The sequence below is a fragment of the Microbacterium sp. NFH-22A-Y genome (assembly GCF_021401375.1).
Classification (GTDB): domain Bacteria; phylum Actinomycetota; class Actinomycetes; order Actinomycetales; family Microbacteriaceae; genus Microbacterium; species Microbacterium hominis.
Window position 1 is genome coordinate 20,921 of sequence record NZ_JACBGF010000006.1, and the last position, 15,480, is coordinate 36,400.

The 15,480-nt window shown below is 64.8% G+C and carries 18 protein-coding genes; 8 read left to right on the top strand and 10 right to left on the bottom strand.

The genetic code is table 11. The features are described from left to right. Positions 1 to 12 precede the first annotated feature (12 nt). From L0965_RS16015 to L0965_RS16030, 4 genes are all read right to left on the bottom strand, one after another. The gene (locus tag L0965_RS16015; RefSeq protein WP_234058019.1) at positions 13 to 1,725 is read right to left on the bottom strand and encodes an acetolactate synthase catalytic subunit; all 1,713 of its coding nucleotides are present in this window, start codon (positions 1,723 to 1,725) and stop codon (positions 13 to 15) included. Between the two features lie 3 nt (positions 1,726 to 1,728). Next, positions 1,729 to 2,823 carry a zinc-binding dehydrogenase gene (locus L0965_RS16020; protein WP_234058020.1) on the bottom strand — a complete coding sequence of 365 codons (1,095 nt, stop codon included), beginning with the start codon at positions 2,821 to 2,823 and terminating at the stop codon, positions 1,729 to 1,731. Positions 2,824 to 2,973: 150 nt separating this feature from the next. Continuing rightward, positions 2,974 to 3,942 carry an NAD(P)H-quinone oxidoreductase gene (locus L0965_RS16025; protein WP_234058021.1) on the bottom strand — a complete coding sequence of 323 codons (969 nt, stop codon included), beginning with the start codon at positions 3,940 to 3,942 and terminating at the stop codon, positions 2,974 to 2,976. Between the two features lie 285 nt (positions 3,943 to 4,227). After that, positions 4,228 to 5,262 (bottom strand): tartrate dehydrogenase, encoded by a 1,035-nt coding sequence (locus tag L0965_RS16030; protein WP_308192945.1) that lies wholly within the window; start codon positions 5,260 to 5,262, stop codon positions 4,228 to 4,230. A gap of 314 nt (positions 5,263 to 5,576) precedes the next feature. Here L0965_RS16030 and L0965_RS16035 point away from each other — a divergent pair, with 314 nt between their 5' ends. Then, entirely contained in the window at positions 5,577 to 6,371 is a 795-nt protein-coding gene (locus tag L0965_RS16035; RefSeq protein WP_234058023.1) for a metallophosphoesterase family protein, read from the top strand. A 557-nt stretch (positions 6,372 to 6,928) separates the two neighbouring features. Further along, positions 6,929 to 7,726, top strand: coding sequence for a dihydropteroate synthase (gene folP / locus L0965_RS16040; RefSeq protein ID WP_071044888.1), 798 nt, complete (start codon positions 6,929 to 6,931; stop codon positions 7,724 to 7,726). A 100-nt stretch (positions 7,727 to 7,826) separates the two neighbouring features. Here folP and L0965_RS16045 read toward each other — a convergent pair whose 3' ends face one another. Both L0965_RS16045 and L0965_RS16050 read right to left on the bottom strand, forming a co-directional pair. Then, on the bottom strand, positions 7,827 to 9,023 hold the full coding sequence (locus tag L0965_RS16045; protein ID WP_234058024.1) for an NAD(P)-dependent alcohol dehydrogenase: 1,197 nt from the start codon (positions 9,021 to 9,023) through the stop codon (positions 7,827 to 7,829). 48 nt (positions 9,024 to 9,071) lie between these two features. Beyond that, the gene (locus L0965_RS16050; protein WP_374198344.1) at positions 9,072 to 9,383 is read right to left on the bottom strand and encodes a helix-turn-helix transcriptional regulator; all 312 of its coding nucleotides are present in this window, start codon (positions 9,381 to 9,383) and stop codon (positions 9,072 to 9,074) included. Between L0965_RS16050 and L0965_RS16055 the strand changes: the two genes are divergently transcribed. Further along, positions 9,330 to 9,536, top strand: coding sequence for an aromatic-ring-hydroxylating dioxygenase subunit beta (locus L0965_RS16055; RefSeq protein ID WP_234058026.1), 207 nt, complete (start codon positions 9,330 to 9,332; stop codon positions 9,534 to 9,536). The genes L0965_RS16050 and L0965_RS16055 overlap by 54 nt on opposite strands. Positions 9,537 to 9,590: 54 nt before the next feature. Here the strand turns inward: L0965_RS16055 and L0965_RS16060 are convergent, their stop codons facing one another. After that, a complete protein-coding gene (locus L0965_RS16060) occupies positions 9,591 to 9,878 on the bottom strand; it encodes a helicase HerA-like domain-containing protein (RefSeq protein WP_234058027.1) in 288 nt (95 codons plus the stop codon). A gap of 46 nt (positions 9,879 to 9,924) precedes the next feature. Continuing rightward, entirely contained in the window at positions 9,925 to 10,437 is a 513-nt protein-coding gene (locus tag L0965_RS16065; protein ID WP_234058028.1) for a hypothetical protein, read from the bottom strand. A 75-nt stretch (positions 10,438 to 10,512) separates the two neighbouring features. Between L0965_RS16065 and L0965_RS16070 the strand changes: the two genes are divergently transcribed. Continuing rightward, positions 10,513 to 10,992, top strand: a complete 480-nt coding sequence (locus L0965_RS16070) for a hypothetical protein (RefSeq protein ID WP_234058029.1) — start codon at positions 10,513 to 10,515, stop codon at positions 10,990 to 10,992. Here L0965_RS16070 and L0965_RS16075 read toward each other — a convergent pair. Together L0965_RS16075 and L0965_RS16080 are read right to left on the bottom strand one after the other, a co-directional pair. After that, positions 10,989 to 11,537 (bottom strand): hypothetical protein, encoded by a 549-nt coding sequence (locus tag L0965_RS16075; protein WP_234058030.1) that lies wholly within the window; start codon positions 11,535 to 11,537, stop codon positions 10,989 to 10,991. The genes L0965_RS16070 and L0965_RS16075 overlap by 4 nt on opposite strands. A 77-nt stretch (positions 11,538 to 11,614) precedes the next feature. Then, complete coding sequence (locus L0965_RS16080) at positions 11,615 to 12,145, bottom strand: AlpA family transcriptional regulator (protein ID WP_234058031.1); 531 nt, start codon at positions 12,143 to 12,145, stop codon at positions 11,615 to 11,617. A gap of 178 nt (positions 12,146 to 12,323) precedes the next feature. Here L0965_RS16080 and L0965_RS16085 point away from each other — a divergent pair, with 178 nt between their 5' ends. The 4 genes from L0965_RS16085 to L0965_RS16100 all read left to right on the top strand — a co-directional run bounded on the left by L0965_RS16085 (position 12,324) and on the right by L0965_RS16100 (position 15,472). Next, positions 12,324 to 12,557 (top strand): hypothetical protein, encoded by a 234-nt coding sequence (locus L0965_RS16085; RefSeq protein WP_234058032.1) that lies wholly within the window; start codon positions 12,324 to 12,326, stop codon positions 12,555 to 12,557. A gap of 77 nt (positions 12,558 to 12,634) precedes the next feature. Further along, the gene (locus L0965_RS16090) at positions 12,635 to 14,278 is read left to right on the top strand and encodes a hypothetical protein (RefSeq protein ID WP_234058033.1); all 1,644 of its coding nucleotides are present in this window, start codon (positions 12,635 to 12,637) and stop codon (positions 14,276 to 14,278) included. Continuing rightward, a complete protein-coding gene (locus L0965_RS16095) occupies positions 14,275 to 14,661 on the top strand; it encodes a hypothetical protein (RefSeq protein WP_234058034.1) in 387 nt (128 codons plus the stop codon). Before L0965_RS16090 ends, L0965_RS16095 begins: the two co-directional genes overlap by 4 nt. After that, entirely contained in the window at positions 14,654 to 15,472 is an 819-nt protein-coding gene (locus L0965_RS16100; RefSeq protein WP_234058035.1) for a hypothetical protein, read from the top strand. Before L0965_RS16095 ends, L0965_RS16100 begins: the two co-directional genes overlap by 8 nt. Positions 15,473 to 15,480 lie beyond the last annotated feature (8 nt).

Consider the following 15,480-nt stretch of genomic DNA (forward strand, 5'->3'; position numbering starts at 1 on the left):
GCAGCGCGAGACCTACTCAGCGCCGGCCATCGACGCGGTCTTGGGCTGCTCCCAGGCGCGGATCGGCGGATGGGCGTTCGGGTCAGTGACGATCTCGATCAGCGTTAGAACCTCGCTGTCGAGGGAGTCTTCCAGCGCCTCCGCGATATCCGCTGGATCTTCGATGCGATAGGAGCGGGCCCCCACTGCGGTGGCGATCGCCGAGTGGTCGACCGGGGCGAAGTCGATCGCTGACGTGTGACGACCGAACTGGAAGAGCTCCGAATGCTTCTGGAATCCCAAAATGGAGTTGTTCAGCACGATCAGCGTGATGGGCAGGCGTTCTCTGATAGAGGTCTCCAGTTCGCCCCAGACGTGCCCGAACCCACCATCACCACTGATGCAGACCACTCGTGATGTGGGCGAAGCCGCCTTCGCACCCAGCGCCATTGGGAACCCCCATCCCAGACCGGCAAGGCCGCGCGGCGTGATGAAGCGTTGACCGGGACGACGGGAGGTGAGGTAGTTCTGCAACCAGATCGTCGAATAGCTCGCGTCGGCGACGATGATGTCGTCGGGACGGAGCAGGCGTTCCAACTCGCTGAGCACACGTTCAGGTCGGATCGGCACGGCTTCAGAGTGGGTCAGATCGTCCACCTCGGCGAAGTGGGCCGCCTTGCCCTGCGCGATCGCCGACACGACCGCGGCCTCTGCATTCTTCCGCTTGGCGAGGTCGCTGAGCTCAAGAGCGTCGAGGAGGTCTTGAAGGGCCTCTCGGGCATCTCCGACCAAACGCATCGATTCGTAGTTGCGGCTGATCTCGACGGGATCGATGTCGATATGGATGTAGGAGGCGTCGTCAGGGAACAGCGACCACGAATCGGTCCCGTTCTCGTTGGTCCTCGTTCCCACGAAGACGATGACGTCGGAATCTCGAACGAAATCCCGCTGGAACTTGGTGGCGCCATTCGTCCCCATCGCATTGCCGATGACGCCGACCGAGAGCGGATTGTGTTCATCCACACTGCCCTTCCCCATGTTGGTCGTAGCGACAGCGATCGATGCTGCTGCCTGCAGCCGGGCGAGCACGTCGGCAGCGTCTGACACGTGGACACCGCCCCCCGCCACGAGGAGCGGCTGCTCCGCCCCAGCGATCAGATGGGCCGCCTCGGCAATCGCCTCCGCGGAGGGACGAGGGCGGTCCGCGGGGAATGTGCCCAGACGCGCCACGCGATGACGAACGGTACCCGGCACATCAGCGCCGAGCACGTCTTTCGGAACAAGGAGGACAACTGGGCCAGGGCGTCCCGTCGTAGCTGCGCGCACTGCTGCATCGACGTACTCATCTACACGAGCAGGATCGACCAGTGTTCGCGTCCACTTCGAGCAGCTCTGGAAGAGCGCGACATGGTCGAGTTCCTGGAACGCATTCTTGTCCTTGGCAAAGGCAGGGACCTCTTGGACGACCGCGATGATGGGAATCGAGACCTTCATCGCTTCACTCAGGGGCGGAACGAGCAGGGTGGCGGCGGGACCATTCTGCGCACCCACGAGGGTGACCTGGTGTGAGATCCGTGCATACCCGTCTGCCATGGCGCCACCCGCATTCTCCGTGCGGTAGCTGATCTGCCGAATCCCGGCCTCCTGGGCGGCGAGGAAGAAGGCGGAAGGGAGGCTCTGCCCGAACGCTTCCTTGACCCCGTTTCGGAGGAACGCCTCCGCCAGTGCCTGCGCAACTGTTGTCATCGATCAGTTTCCTTTCACTTCTGTAGTGCCCGACCCGGGCACGATCGTTACCTTGCGGGCTTCCCTGCCAACAAGTGCCTGAAAAGCCCTTTCGGCCTCGCCGACACCGAACGTGTGCGACACGATCCCGCTGTCCTTCACCGCGCCAGAGTCGAGAAGCCGCACAGCTTCGACCCAGTCCGTCGAGGAGCTGCCATAGGCGCCCGACAGGCGGATCTCGCGACGCACGAGGCGATCGAAGTCAAGTCCGACGCCGCCGATTCCAAGACCACTGACCACAATCGAACCGCCACGACGAACGGCAGCCACTGCCACCTCCAACGCTGGCCTGGCCCCGGCGGCGACGTAGACGAGATCGAAGGAGTTCAGCGAGCTCTCGGGGAGCTCGCTGGAGAGGACGGAGGATGCCCCCAGCCTTTCCGCGATGCCCAGGCCCCCGCCGATGCGGTCGGCTTCTGTTCCGGCGAGAACGACGTCATCAACTCCCCATGCCCGCAATACCTGCACCGCAAGCAGCCCGATCGCCCCGGCGCCCAATACGAGCGCACGCCCCCCGGGCGTCACGCCGATCGTGCGGAGCGCGTGAACGGCGACTGCCAGCGGCTCGGTAAGGGATGCTGAGCGCTCATCGACATTGTCCGAGAGGCGGTAGAGATTGGCGACCGGAGCGACGACATAGTCGGAGAAGCCGCCTGGAAGCTCCCATCCGAGTCGATCACGTCGTTCGCATCTCTGCGTTTGACCATTCCTGCAGAATTCACAGGTGCCGCATGATGTCGCGGGTGCCACCGCGACGCGGTCACCCACGGTCAGATCATCCGGCAAGTTGCCGTCGGCAATCTCGATGTGACCGACGACCTCATGCCCGATAACGAACGGAATGAGGTGACCGAACTGGTGATACTCCTCGATCCACTCGTACACATGAATGTCGGAACCGCATATCCCATTCGTCGCAACGCGGATCAGCGCCTGACCGGGGTTGGGCACCGGCACGGGGATGGTCTTGACGCTGATGCCGGGGCCCGTCTCAGACTTGATCGCCGCGGTCATCACTCGCTCGACGAGGTCGGCTGGTGTGTGTATGACGTCCTGCATGTGCTGACTGCCCGTCTGTTGGGGGTGGCGCGCCGTTCGCTGTCGCGAGGCGCAATGTCGTTATCCCCAGAGAACCCGGGACGGTCGTCAGCTGTCCAATAGCCCTCTCATCTCGCGCGGTGCGTCCGGATTATCAACGTCGCAATGCAGCTACGGCTCGAGGAGAATCTTGCCGACGTGAGACGAGGACTCCATCAACCGATGCGCATCTGCCGCACCTGAGAAGGGGAAGCGGGCACCGATGACGGGCTTCACGGTGCCATCCGCTACCAACGGCCACACTTGTTTGGCCACGCTGGCGATGACTTCTGCCTTCTCGTCGGCACTTCTGGAGCGGAGCGTGGTGGCGAAAATCGTGGCTCGCTTTCGTGCGAACTGACGAAAGTCGAGCGTGCCCGTTTCGGCGCTCAGATTCGCGATGTTGGCGATCCGTCCGCCGGGCGCGAGCGACTCGATGTTTCGCGCGAGGTAGCCGCCACCCACAGGATCAAGAATCACATCGACCCCACCCCACGGCTCGAGCATCCGCACGAAGTCGTCCTCGCGATAGTTGATGAGGAGCTCGGCGCCGAGCTCCTCGCAGAACGCGAGCTTCTCCGCGGTCCCAGCGGTCGTCGCCACACGAGCGCCGAAAGCACGGCCCAGCTGAATCGCCATGGTGCCGACCCCGCTCGACCCACCGTGCACGAGCAGTCGCTCACCGCGCTTCAAGGCCGCGAGCAGAAAGACGTTCGCCCACACCGTCGCCACTACCTCGATGAGCCCTGCAGCATCCACCAGATCCACCGAAGAGGGAACAGGTAACACGTGTCGGGCATCGACCACGACACGCTCTGCGTAGCCGCCACCGGCCAGCAGGGCACAGACTCGGTCGCCCACGGCAACCGTGGTGACGGCGCTGCCAATGTCACTGATGACCCCCGAGACCTCCAGACCGGGCCAAGCCGGCGCTCCAGGGGGAGGTGGGTAGTTGCCAAGCCGTTGGCTGATATCAGCACGGTTCACACCAGCTGCGGTGACGTCGATGACGACGTCACCAGCATCCATCGCAGGCAGCTCAACATCGGACGACTCGAGCACGGACGGGTCACCGTACTCTCTGATCACAATTGCTTTCACGACGGGAACTCTATGGCAGTGCCCCGCCCCGTCGACGGCGAAGCCGATAGGCAGAAACAATCGAGTGTGAACAGGCGCGCATCGCTTCTCGCGCTGTCCGAGTCAAACCTCCGCACCCCTCACCCAGCAGGTTGAGCATCGCAGCGATACCCCTGTGACCAGGACGCGCGGCGGCACCGTCCAGGCGAACCGGACTTGCGAAGGCGACCACACGGGGCGGACTCGTCGACATTGTTCTCGCGGCACGACTACTACACGATGAATGGGTCTCGGCGTCCCGCTGGACTAGGCGGTCAGCTCCGCGACGATCGCGTCCCCGACCTCGTCTGTGGATGCAGTGCCCCCGAGATCCCGGGTGACGATTCCGCGGGCGAGGACGGCTTCGAACGCTGCCACAAGATCAGCGGCGGCTTCGTGTTGCCCGAGGTGGTCGAGCATCATGGCGCCGCTCCATACCTGTCCGATCGGGTTCGCTATCCCTTGGCCAGCGATGTCCGGCGCCGAACCGTGGACGGGTTCGAACAGCGACGGATACGTCCGTTCGGGATTCAGGTTCGCGCTCGGCGCGACACCAATGGACCCCGCTATCGCGCCGGCGAGATCGGACAGGATGTCACCGAACAGGTTCGATGCGACGATGACGTCGAAGTGTGATGGCTGAAGCACGAGCTTGGCGACAAGCGCGTCGATCAACACACTCTCCAGTTCGACACCGTTTGCCGCGCAGACCTGCGCGGTCACTTCGTCCCAGAAGGGCATCGAGTGGATGATCCCGTTGGATTTCGTGGCAGATGTGACCAGTCCGCGGCGGTGCGCCGCATAGCCTGCCGCGAACTCGGCGACTTTGGTGATGCCGGCGCGGGTGAAGACGTCAACCTGTATGGCCATCTCTTGTGCGCGGTCACGATACGCACGCCCGCCGATCTCCGAGTATTCGCCCTCGTTGTTCTCTCTGACAATGACCAGGTCAAGTGCATCGCCACCGGCTACGGGACTCGTGATACCAGGCAGAGACCTCACCGGTCTCAGATTCACGTACTGCTCGAACGCCCGACGGATCGGGATCAGCAGGCCCCACAACGTCTCCGTATCCGGAACACCGGGCATCCCTACTGCCCCCAGGAAGATTGCCTGATGGCTGCTGAGCAGATCCAGCCCATCGCGGGGCATCATGCTGCCTGTGCGGAGGTACAGATCTGACCCCCAGTCGAGGTGGGTCCACTCGATCGTGTGTCCGTGCCTGGCCAGTGCGGCGTCTACGCATGTGATCGCCGGTGGCATGACCTCCTGCCCCACACCATCGCCGGCAATGACAGCCACCGAGCCAAGAATTCTCATCCCTTGGCCCGTTCCGCCCTAGCGATTGGGCGCGGTGGCGCTGTGCCCTCGTCGTTGCCTGTCATGAGGCCCAAGTGTGGTCGACACTGCCGTGGTGCGGCCAATACGTCAATGCTCGCGCGCGATAAGGACGGACTATCGCGTACGGCGCCGACGGTCGCAGGTTGGGCAGGTGTCAGCGTCACGTTCCACGTAGGAGACGCTCGATCACCGCGGGTTCACGGAGCTATCAGACACTAGACCGCGATAGATTCCGCTAGACATTCCCAATCCCACCATGATCGGCGGAGGCGACCGTGAGCGAGTATCCGTGGTTCGACTTCGACCAGGTCGACTTCGTGACCGCAGACACCCATTTCGGTCATGCCCGCATCAGCGAGCTCGCCGGCCGCCCGTTCACCACCGTCGAGGAGATGAACGAAGAACTGATCCGCCGATGGAACCACACGGTGGCCGCGGAGGACATCGTCCTTCACCTCGGCGACGTCGCGCTCGGCCCGATCGAGGAGTCCCTCGCACTGACCTCACAGCTGAATGGGCGCCGGTTCCTCGTGCCCGGTAACCACGACCGGGTCTCGTCTGCGACGCAGAGCAAGCGGGCGATCGAACGATTCCGGCCACAGTACGAACAGGCCGGGTGGACCATCCTCCCGGACGTCATCGAGGGCACACGGCACGGATACCGACTGCTCGCATCCCACTACCCCTACCGTGGCGACACGCAAGACATAGACCGGCACACAACACATCGGCCGCGTTGGGACGATGGGATCCCGCTGCTGCACGGGCACACCCACGCCCGCAATCACGGACCGGACGGGCATCAGTTCCACGTCGGCATCGACGCGCACGGCTATGCCCCGATCCCGTTCACCATCATCGACGCCTGGATCCAAGGGCTGCCGGGCGTCGAGACCTGGCTCGAAACCGCCATCCGCGAGGCGCATCAGCTCGTCACCGACTTCGACAACGCGGAAAGACCGGGCATGGACGCGATGTTCTATGTGCACGGCTACAACGAACTACGCGTCGCGATCGAAGAACTCCTGGGCGCCTTGGGCACCCCCAACGATCCAGAGGGAGACGGCTAGGACTCAAGCCGCGGCACCAACGATGTGGCCATCTTGTCGTCGCGAAGCGGAGTCGCCTCCCTTCACCAATCTCCGTGACGGATCCACTCCGGAAGGGAACCGGCCCACGCACACCGGGGCAGCCGCACCATGAGGTCCCAATGCGCCCGCAGCCAAGTCCGAGCGTCGACCACGAATGCAAGCGCTACACGTGCGAATCACCAAGGAACTCCTTGCGCTCGGTGTGACCGCCGTCTACGAGTTGCCTGATCACACCGACCCGCGGATTGACCAGAGCGCAGCACGCAGGCGGCGCAAGTAGCCAACGAGCAGCATCCATACGAAGCACCAAGAGGCCACGGGTGGCGCGGGCAGAAGATGATCACCGATTTGATGGCGCCCCCGGACTCCGAGTCCTCGAATGCCTGCTGATGTCGTCGAACTCAAGAGCCCGCGCTGCGCGACCGGTCTGGCTGGCGACGCGACCGCGTAGGCTCGCAACATGGCCGTCCATCGTGATCGCGTCGCGCAGCACCCGCCGAGATCGTGATGCATTCGACGAGCGAAAGGCGGCTGTCGTGACGCTGGTCATGGGCATCGTCAACGTGACCCCGGACTCGTTCAGCGACGGCGGCCGGTACCTCAACGCGGACGCCGCGATCGCACACGGCCGCGCCCTTCGCGCAGCCGGAGCCGATCTAATCGATGTGGGCGGCGAGTCGACCCGGCCCGGTGCGCAGCGGGTGGCTCCTGCGCTCGAGCAGGACCGAGTGCTGCCTGTGGTGGCCGCCCTCACGGCCGACGGCGCGATCGTGAGCATCGATACCGTGAACGCCGCGACCGCTGCGGCGGCCGTCGCGGCGGGCGCGCGCATCGTCAATGACGTCTCGGCTGGCCTCGCCGACCCCGAGATGCTCCCGGCCGTAGCGGCAACCGGCGCCGACATCATCCTGCAGCACTGGCGCGGGCCGTCCTCCGACATGTACGCGCAGGCGACATACGGTGATCTGGCGCGCGAGCTGGTCGCCGAGCTCGACGGCCGCGTGCGCGCCGCGGCCGAGGTCGGTATCTCGCCCGATCGTGTGATCGTCGACCCCGGGATCGGCTTCGGAAAGCGCGGCGCGCAGAACTGGCAGGCGCTGCACGCTCTCGACCGGATCATGGCACTCGGACCGCGCGTGCTGGTCGGCACGAGCCGCAAGCGCTTCCTGGCGGACGCGCTCGGCGAGGACGCGTCCGAGCAACGCCGCGACCTCGCCACGGCGGTGACGAGCGTGCTCGCCGCGCAGGCCGGGGTCTGGGCCGTCCGCGTCCACGATGTGATCGCGACACGCGATGCGCTTTCGGTATGGCAGCGGTGGGAGAACGCGACATGACCGAGCGGATCCTGCTTACCGGCATCCGCGCCACCGGCCATCACGGCGCGCACGGCCGCAATCTTCCCTGCCGTCCTCCAGCGGGTGTGGGACTCGCGCTCTAGTAGATGATCACGGGTTTGATGGTGCCCCCGGACTCGGAGTCCTCGAATGCCTTGTTGATGTCGTCGAACTCGTAGGTACGGATGAGCTTGTCGAACGGGAAATCGCCCTTCTCGTACATTCGGATGAGCTTCGGGATGTACAGCTGCGGGACGGAGTCTCCCTCGACGACGAGACTGAGTTTGAGGCCGGTGAGAAGGAGAGTGCCGATGTTGAACGGTGCCTCCGTACCCAACGGTGCGGCGCCGACGAGCGCACCGTGCCCGCGAGTCGCCAGGGAGGCCAGCATCTGGGGGAAGACGTCTTTGACGCCCGTGGAGTCGAGAGCGAAGTTGACCCCTTCGCCGCCGGTGATGTCACGAATAGCCTCCACCGGGTTGGTGTCCCGGGAGTTCACGGCATGGGTTGCACCCAGCTCGCGGGCGAACTCCAGGCGTGACTCGACGATGTCGACCACGATGACTGTGGTCGCACCTGATGCGATGGCCGCGAGCATTCCTGCCATCCCGACAGCGCCGGTACCGAAGATGGCGATGGATGAGCCTGGTCCGGGCTGAAGAACGTTGAGGACGGCGCCGGATCCGGTCTGAATGCCGCAGCCGAGAGGACCGAGAATCTCTAGCGGGACGTTCTCGGGGACTTTGACGACGTTCCTGGCGATGACGTTCGTCACGGATGCGAACGAGGACTGACCGAAGAAGTTCGAGGAGATCTCGCCGTCGTGATCTGTGAACATCTTGGAGCCGTCGGGACGCGAGCCTCCGAAGTTCAGCGGGTAGAAGTCGACGCAGTACGCCGGGTGCCCGTCGACGCAGTGGGCACAAGCACCGCACGCGGCCGGCGCCAGGACGACGTGATCGCCCGGTGCGACGGTGGTGACGCCCGCTCCCACCCGCTCCACGATGCCGGCACCCTCGTGCCCGAGGACGGCGGGCAGCGGCGTCGGGTACCACTGGTCGCGCACGATCGCGTCCGTGTGACACACGCCGGATGCGACGAGTCGAACTTGAACCTCGTCTTCGCGAGGTTCATCCAGGTCGAGTTCTCGTATCTCGAGCGGGGTGTGGGGCGCCGTCGCGACAGCAGCACGAATCCTCATTGATTTCCTCTTCTGCAGGTGCGGTGCCGCGGTGCGGCGATCCTCGATCAGACTGCGGAAGTGGTCTGGTGTCCTCATGAGCGCGGGACGGATCACGCGATCTGGTCTACATCGACCACTCTCGCAACACGCTACGCAGAGCGCCTAGCTCGCTGAATGACCGGATTCGTCTGCGTTGATACGTTCCCGATCCGAATCGGGTGCGCTGCTGTCGCGGAGGTCTCCTTCACCGGCGATCGTGCCCGATTCTCGATACCGTGCGGCGAGCTCGCTGCGTGAGCGGATGCCGAGTTTCCCGTAGATGCGGGTGAGGTGGTACTGGACGGTCTTCGCCGAGATGTAGAGCTGCGGTCCAGCGCGACATCCATCCCCGAGCCGCGCACCAGCCACAACATCTCGAACGTGGAGATCATCGAGCAGAACGGCAGCCTCGTCGACGTGCGCTTCAACTGGCACACGATGTACTTCCGCTACAAGACCGTCGACCCGTACTACGGCACGTCCTTCTACACGATCGACTACTCCGGGCCGAGTCCGCTCATCCGCCGGAAGACAGTGATCCTCAAGAACGACTTCATCCACCACGTCGTCGACGTGTACCACTTCTGAGGTTCGTCATGGCACATCAGGTCGCGCTGACCTTTGAGGACGGCGTCACACGCTTCATCCGCTGCGAGAGCGATCAGACGGTCGCCGACGCATGTCGCCATGACGCCCGCCGAGAATCGGGATGGGTAGACCGGGTGAGCGGCCGTCCGCTGACGTGCGCACGCCGTACCAGTCGCCCTTCGGGTCGACCACGATAACCGGCACACCCGCCTGATGCATCTCCTCGAGGAGAACCACCGCTGCACTGGTCTTGCCGGCCCCCTTCTTGGCGAGGATGCCGTTGGAGCTCGTGATGATGTCGAGGGGCAGGTGCACATCCTCGGCGACGCGCAACCCGGTCATTGCTGCACGCAGGGGTCCAGCGATCGCTGAGAGCGGGTCGGTTCGGTCATGACGTCGTCTTCTCCTTCACCGCCCGCGGCTTCTTCAGCAGCTTCACTCCGAGGAGCTTCTCGAGGGCTTGGACTTCCTCGTCACGCCAGCGCACCTCCCCCAGCAGCCGAGCACGGAAGGGACCGGCGCCGACACCGACCGAACGCGCTGCCTCGAACGCGCTCATCGACTTCTTCGTGAGCTGCGTCTGCACCAGGCCGCTCACCTTCTTGCTGACATCCCAGTCGAGGCGTCCCACAGTGTTCCGCGCAGGCCTTCCCACTGTCTTGGGTTCCCGGTTCTGCTGCGCGGCGATGTATGCCTCGATCTCGGCCCGGTGGAACACCGCGGTGCCCCGGAACCCCTCGATGCGCATGGGCTTGGGGAACAGAGGAACGCCGGATGGGTTTCCCTTGGCCTCGAGGGCGCGCGAGCGTGTCTGGTAGACGCGGACCGTGTCGTGCCGGACACCGATCATCTTCGCTGCCTGCATGTAGGTCACGAACTCTGGGCGGACGACGTCCTCCAACGGGATCGTCAGCTCTGAAACCATTCCTGCTCTCCGCTCGGTCATTGGAAGGTTAGTAATGCACGAGGATACCAAATGAGCGCGACGCTGCCGGGTGCGATGATGGTCGGCATGTCGATCCCTCGATACGCGTCTGCCGCCCCCGATGGTGTGGTGGCCTATGCCAACCCCTTCGTGTTCCTCGCCGAAGACCCCCGTCGTGAAGCCGCCAACGGGGTGACCGGAGATCTCGGCGGTTGGGATGTCGCGGACGGCTTCCGGCTCGCAGAGGACATTGGAGAGTCTGAGTGGCGCATCTCCGTGCTGCACGACGAGGTATACGCGGTGCTGCGGAAGTTCCCCGGGCAGCGTGGGTACACGTTCGATGGCCCTGTGTGGATGCTCGCGGAGATACCCGTGTCGCTGCGTGACCCTGTGCAGCGATCGCTCGTTCCACACGAGGCCGTCCAAGAACTGATGTCCAAGGTTGAGCAGCTGCGGCGCACTCCGGACTCACTTCTCACCGCAGCCGCGACGATCCGTTCAGGTCTGCAGGTCTTGGCAACGGGTCCCTAGCTCTCGACCCGGTCGGAGGCCACCAGCTTCTTACGCTGGCTGAGGCTGGGACGGTACATCGCGATGCCGTATGGGAAAGCGGGGCCCACTTCCATCAGCCCTGGCAGCCGCTCGGCATACTCAGCAGCCAAGACGGGCGCGGATGCGGTGAGCCTGATCCCGACGTCGACGGAATCGGCGGCCGCTGCCGCCGACGTCAACAACAGCTTCTGAAGCCTCTCCCCCGCACCCTTGGCTCGGGGCGCTCGGTTGTGATCAGTGATAGTCCAGTACTCGCTGGTGGCGTGGATCGTCATTGTCGAGGTGCCGTCCTCGAGTACGTATGTGAGGCGGTGCGACTGACCACTACGGGCCCTAAGCAGCAGGGACAGCAGGATCAACACCGCGGCGATGCTTGCGGCGGCCGCGGCGAAGACGAGGGGACCGTACTTCACCCCGATCCAGACGAACGCGACTCCGAGGAGAAGAAGGAGGATGGAGAAGGCTCTCTGGCCGGCGGTCGTGTGGGCGGTGAAAACCCTCTGCCAGAGAAGAGACCGCAGCACCCATCTGGACTGACGGAACCGATCTCGAGGCGTAGCTCGCCGGACGCCTGCGGGCGGCTCGGGCAACGGGGAAGGCGTCATTCCTTGGATCTCCGCGCGGCGCTGCGCTGCGCTCGCATCAGCTCTACGTGATCGTTCGCGTCTGAGGTGGAGATGGAGAGCAGGTGCTCGATCGCGGCGAGCTCTTCGGGCTTCCACGCCGTGCGTCCTCGAAGCCGCTCGCCAAGGGTGACGGTGTTCAGCGACAGCTGAGCAGCTAGCCCTCGCAGGGTGGACACGTCGGGCTCGCCTGCGCCCGCTGCCACGGCCTGGCGCACACGTGCGGCGAATGGGGCATCGCCGCTGCCGTCGTTCTGTGCGGTGCGTGGTGGCCGGCCTGCCGTCCCAGTCCGTCGCGAACGGGCGTCGATGTAGGCGTCGATCTCCGCCTCATCGAATAACACTGTGCGCCCGTCGTAGCCGACGGGATCGGGGAACCTCGCCGGTCCGGGGAGCTTCGAGCGGTCGTTGCTCCGGTAGACGTAGACGGTGTTCAGAGAGACTCCCATCTTCTTGGCGATGTCGTCGCTGCTGATCCGCCGGGAGGATCCACCGCGTTGCTGACTCATCGCCGCACCGCTTTGCCGTCACCCATCGACTCTCCTGTGGTCTGGTTGCTTGGCCGAGCGATCGCCCGCCCCTTTCATGAATGTAACCACGTGCCGGAGACGCCTCTCGGCAGATTCATTTCGTCGACACGCCCGGGCGGTCACCTAGTTGCGCATCCTGGTTCCGTAACATGGTTCTATGTCGAACGAGAACGTTGAGATCATCCGCCGGCAGATCGCTGAGGTCGGAGAAGAGATCGCCCGCACGGACGAGCTGCTCGAGAAGCGTGGTCGTCTCGTAGAAGAGGCACGGGCCGCCGGTTTGACGTACCGAGAGGTTGCTCAGCTGCTCGGCATGACAGAGACGGGCCTGCGCAAGACCCAGAAAGCTTTCCGCGCCAGGGCTCTGATGCTCGAGGCGAAGGCATCCTGATCTCACCGAGACGAGCACCTCGCCAGGATCGTGAAATCTGCTTGCAAATTGCAATATTCTTTTACTAATATAAGGTCATGGAGGTGACGGGCATGGAGGAGTATGACTACCGCCCGAAGCCCTGGGTGCCGAAAGACGTTCCCACGATCTGGGTCGACCACACAACCGGCCAGGGAGTGACCCAGGACGGCGCCTCCGTGCGCCCGGTTATCGGCGACCGACGCAAGAACCCCAACCTGACCGACCTTCTCGATACAGCTGCCAGCTTCGGCGCCAATCGGATCATGCTGACCGGGAAGCGACCCGAGCCCGAGCCTGGTGTCCGCCACTGGCTGTACGTACAGACACCGAGGTGGAAGTCCGGCACGCACTGGATTAACAACGGGCCTCCCACTGGGCGCTTCGAGCACGAGACCACCGGCTTCAAGATTGAGGTACGCACGGCCGAGGAGTGGTTCGGGGATATCCCGCTCTCCCCCGCCCAGGCCCGCAGCGCCTGGGATACGACCGCCGCGATCCTCAAGGCCGCCGACGAGCGGGCGCGGATGTTCAACTCCCCCGCTGCCACTGGCACCAATCTGTGGGCGCTCTCGCTCCCCAAGAACGTCAACCCCGTGCCGGTCTCCTCCGACATCGCTGAGGAGATCCACGCGACCAGCGGCCAGCACCACATCGAGCATCTCGTCGCCGGTCCCGATGCCTCTGCTCACGAGGACTGTGTTCCGCTCGTCGACCCCGCCAAGCAGAAGAAGATCAATGAGTTCGCGTACGTCGACGGGCGCTTCATGTACGCGGCGTTGGGCCGCGAGCTCGGCATCGGACCGGCGCGACGGCTGAACCGCGCGGCCGCGTACCAGTTGATGGAAGAGGACCCGTACGCTCGTGCCCGGTTCTACGTCCGTTTCCAAGTGCCCCCGACATGGAACCATGTCGGGATCCTCGGGGTCCGGCACCAGCGGGTGGAGGACGGGTGGTACTACCCCAATCGGCCAGGAGCTCGCGGAGAGACCTGGGCTGATGCGGCAGAGATCCAGGTGGCCCGCACCGCGGGGTGGGTCGTGGATCCGCAGGAGGCGATCGTCTTCCGGAAGGCGCGACCGCTGGACACCTTCTTCGAGCGGATCATGCGTGCCCGAGACCGGGTCAACGAGCATCCCGACATGCACCCCATGCTCCGCCGCGCGGTGATGGCTGCTCTCCGCGCGATCGTCCTTCACAGCGTCGGGGCCTTTGCCTCATCCGGGCGGGATCAGACCCGGGTCGCCACGAGCGCACTCGAGGTGCCGGCGCAGTATCAGGCTCGGATGCAGCGCCAGGGCAAGCTGTTCGTCTATCACGTGCCCAGCGAACGCAGCGCACGAACCGAGTCGTTCTACCACCCGGAGCTCGCCGCGCAGGTGTGGGGTCGAGCCCGAGCTCGTGTGCTCGATGGGCCCAGCGCGCTCGGCTTGCACACGGCCGGCGCTCTCGCCGTTGACCCGACAACGCTGCTCGGCATCCAGGGTGACGCCATCTACACCAGTACCCTGCCGACCTGGTCGCTGCCCGTCGCCAACGGCGGTGGTGACGACGGTAAGACCGGGCGGCTTCGGCTCCAGGGCTACCTCGGCGGATCGTTCCTCACCCCGGAGAGGATCCAGCAGCGCCTGTCTCTCCGGGCACGTGCGGAGAAGGCCGGCATCGAGGCTGCGCTCGAGCTGGAGGCGGTGGTGGCACCATGACCGTCGTCGACGAGTTCAACACCGCGGCGTGCGCCAGATGCTCTCGCTCGAACGACCAGCACTTCCGCAGCATGGTCGCGGCCCTGCAGGCAGAGGACTTCACCGACCGCCACACACGCGCGGTCCTCCAGGAGCTCCCGGCGCACTCCGCGACGGTCGAAGCCTGGCTCGTCGACGTCGACGAGGAGACGCTCGCCATGGTCGGTATGAGGCACGATCAACTGCCGTCTTGGTATTGGGCGGACGCTCACGCTGCCGGGTTGTCGGCGCACGAGGCCGCGCACTTCGCCTTCGAGGACGCGCACCGAGACGCGATCATCGACGGGTGGTATCTGGCGCGCTACGCCGAGGCTGTGGCCGAGGGTGGTGAGGACGATGACTGACGAGCAGCGTTCGGCTCAGGATCTGGTGCGCTTCCTTCGCGGCCGCGGGGTGTCAACGTCGGAGATCGCGGCGGAACTGCACCGCTCCCCCAGGATGGTCCGGAAGATCCTCAACGGTGAGACCAGTGGCGCGCTGTACCGGTCGACGCTCGAGGAGCTCGCGACGACCGGTCGAGCGTCGAGCGTCCCTCCCCGCCGGCGACTGAAGTCTGGCGGTCTGGTGCCGGTGCGCGCGAAGGCCGGTGCGAAGGCGAAGACGATCGTTCCCGAGGATCCGGGCGGCACGTACACCGCTGCGCGCCAGGGTGGCGCGATGCAGGCCTCGACGACCTACATGGCTGAGGGAGGCCGTCAGGTGGAGCTGCGACTGCCGAAAGGGAAGGCCGCCAAGGGGCGATCTCTGGCGGATGCGGAGATCGTCAAGCAGATCCGCAACGCCGCGAAGGGTCAGGCGAAGGAAAACCAGAAGAAGATCCGGGCGACTTTGACCTTCGCGAACGGGCGGGTGATGGAGGTCAACACCTACAACGCCTCCACCATGCTGCAGCGTGTGAATGAAGCCGGAGGCAGCGCACTGGAGTGGATGAGGGGCGAGTCGAAGAACCGGTATCTGAACCTGGACGTCTCGAAGGAGCCGATCACCGGGGTGACGCTGACCGTGTTCTCGGATACCAAGACACCCGAATACGAGACGTTCAAGGCACAGGGGCGGCCTCGCAGAGGCCGGGCGCTGAGCCCGGCCGAGGAGGCGCGCGCTGCTCAGAAGGCCCGCCTCGAGCAAGGACGACGACGCGGCGGCCGCAGGTCGTGACGAGGAGT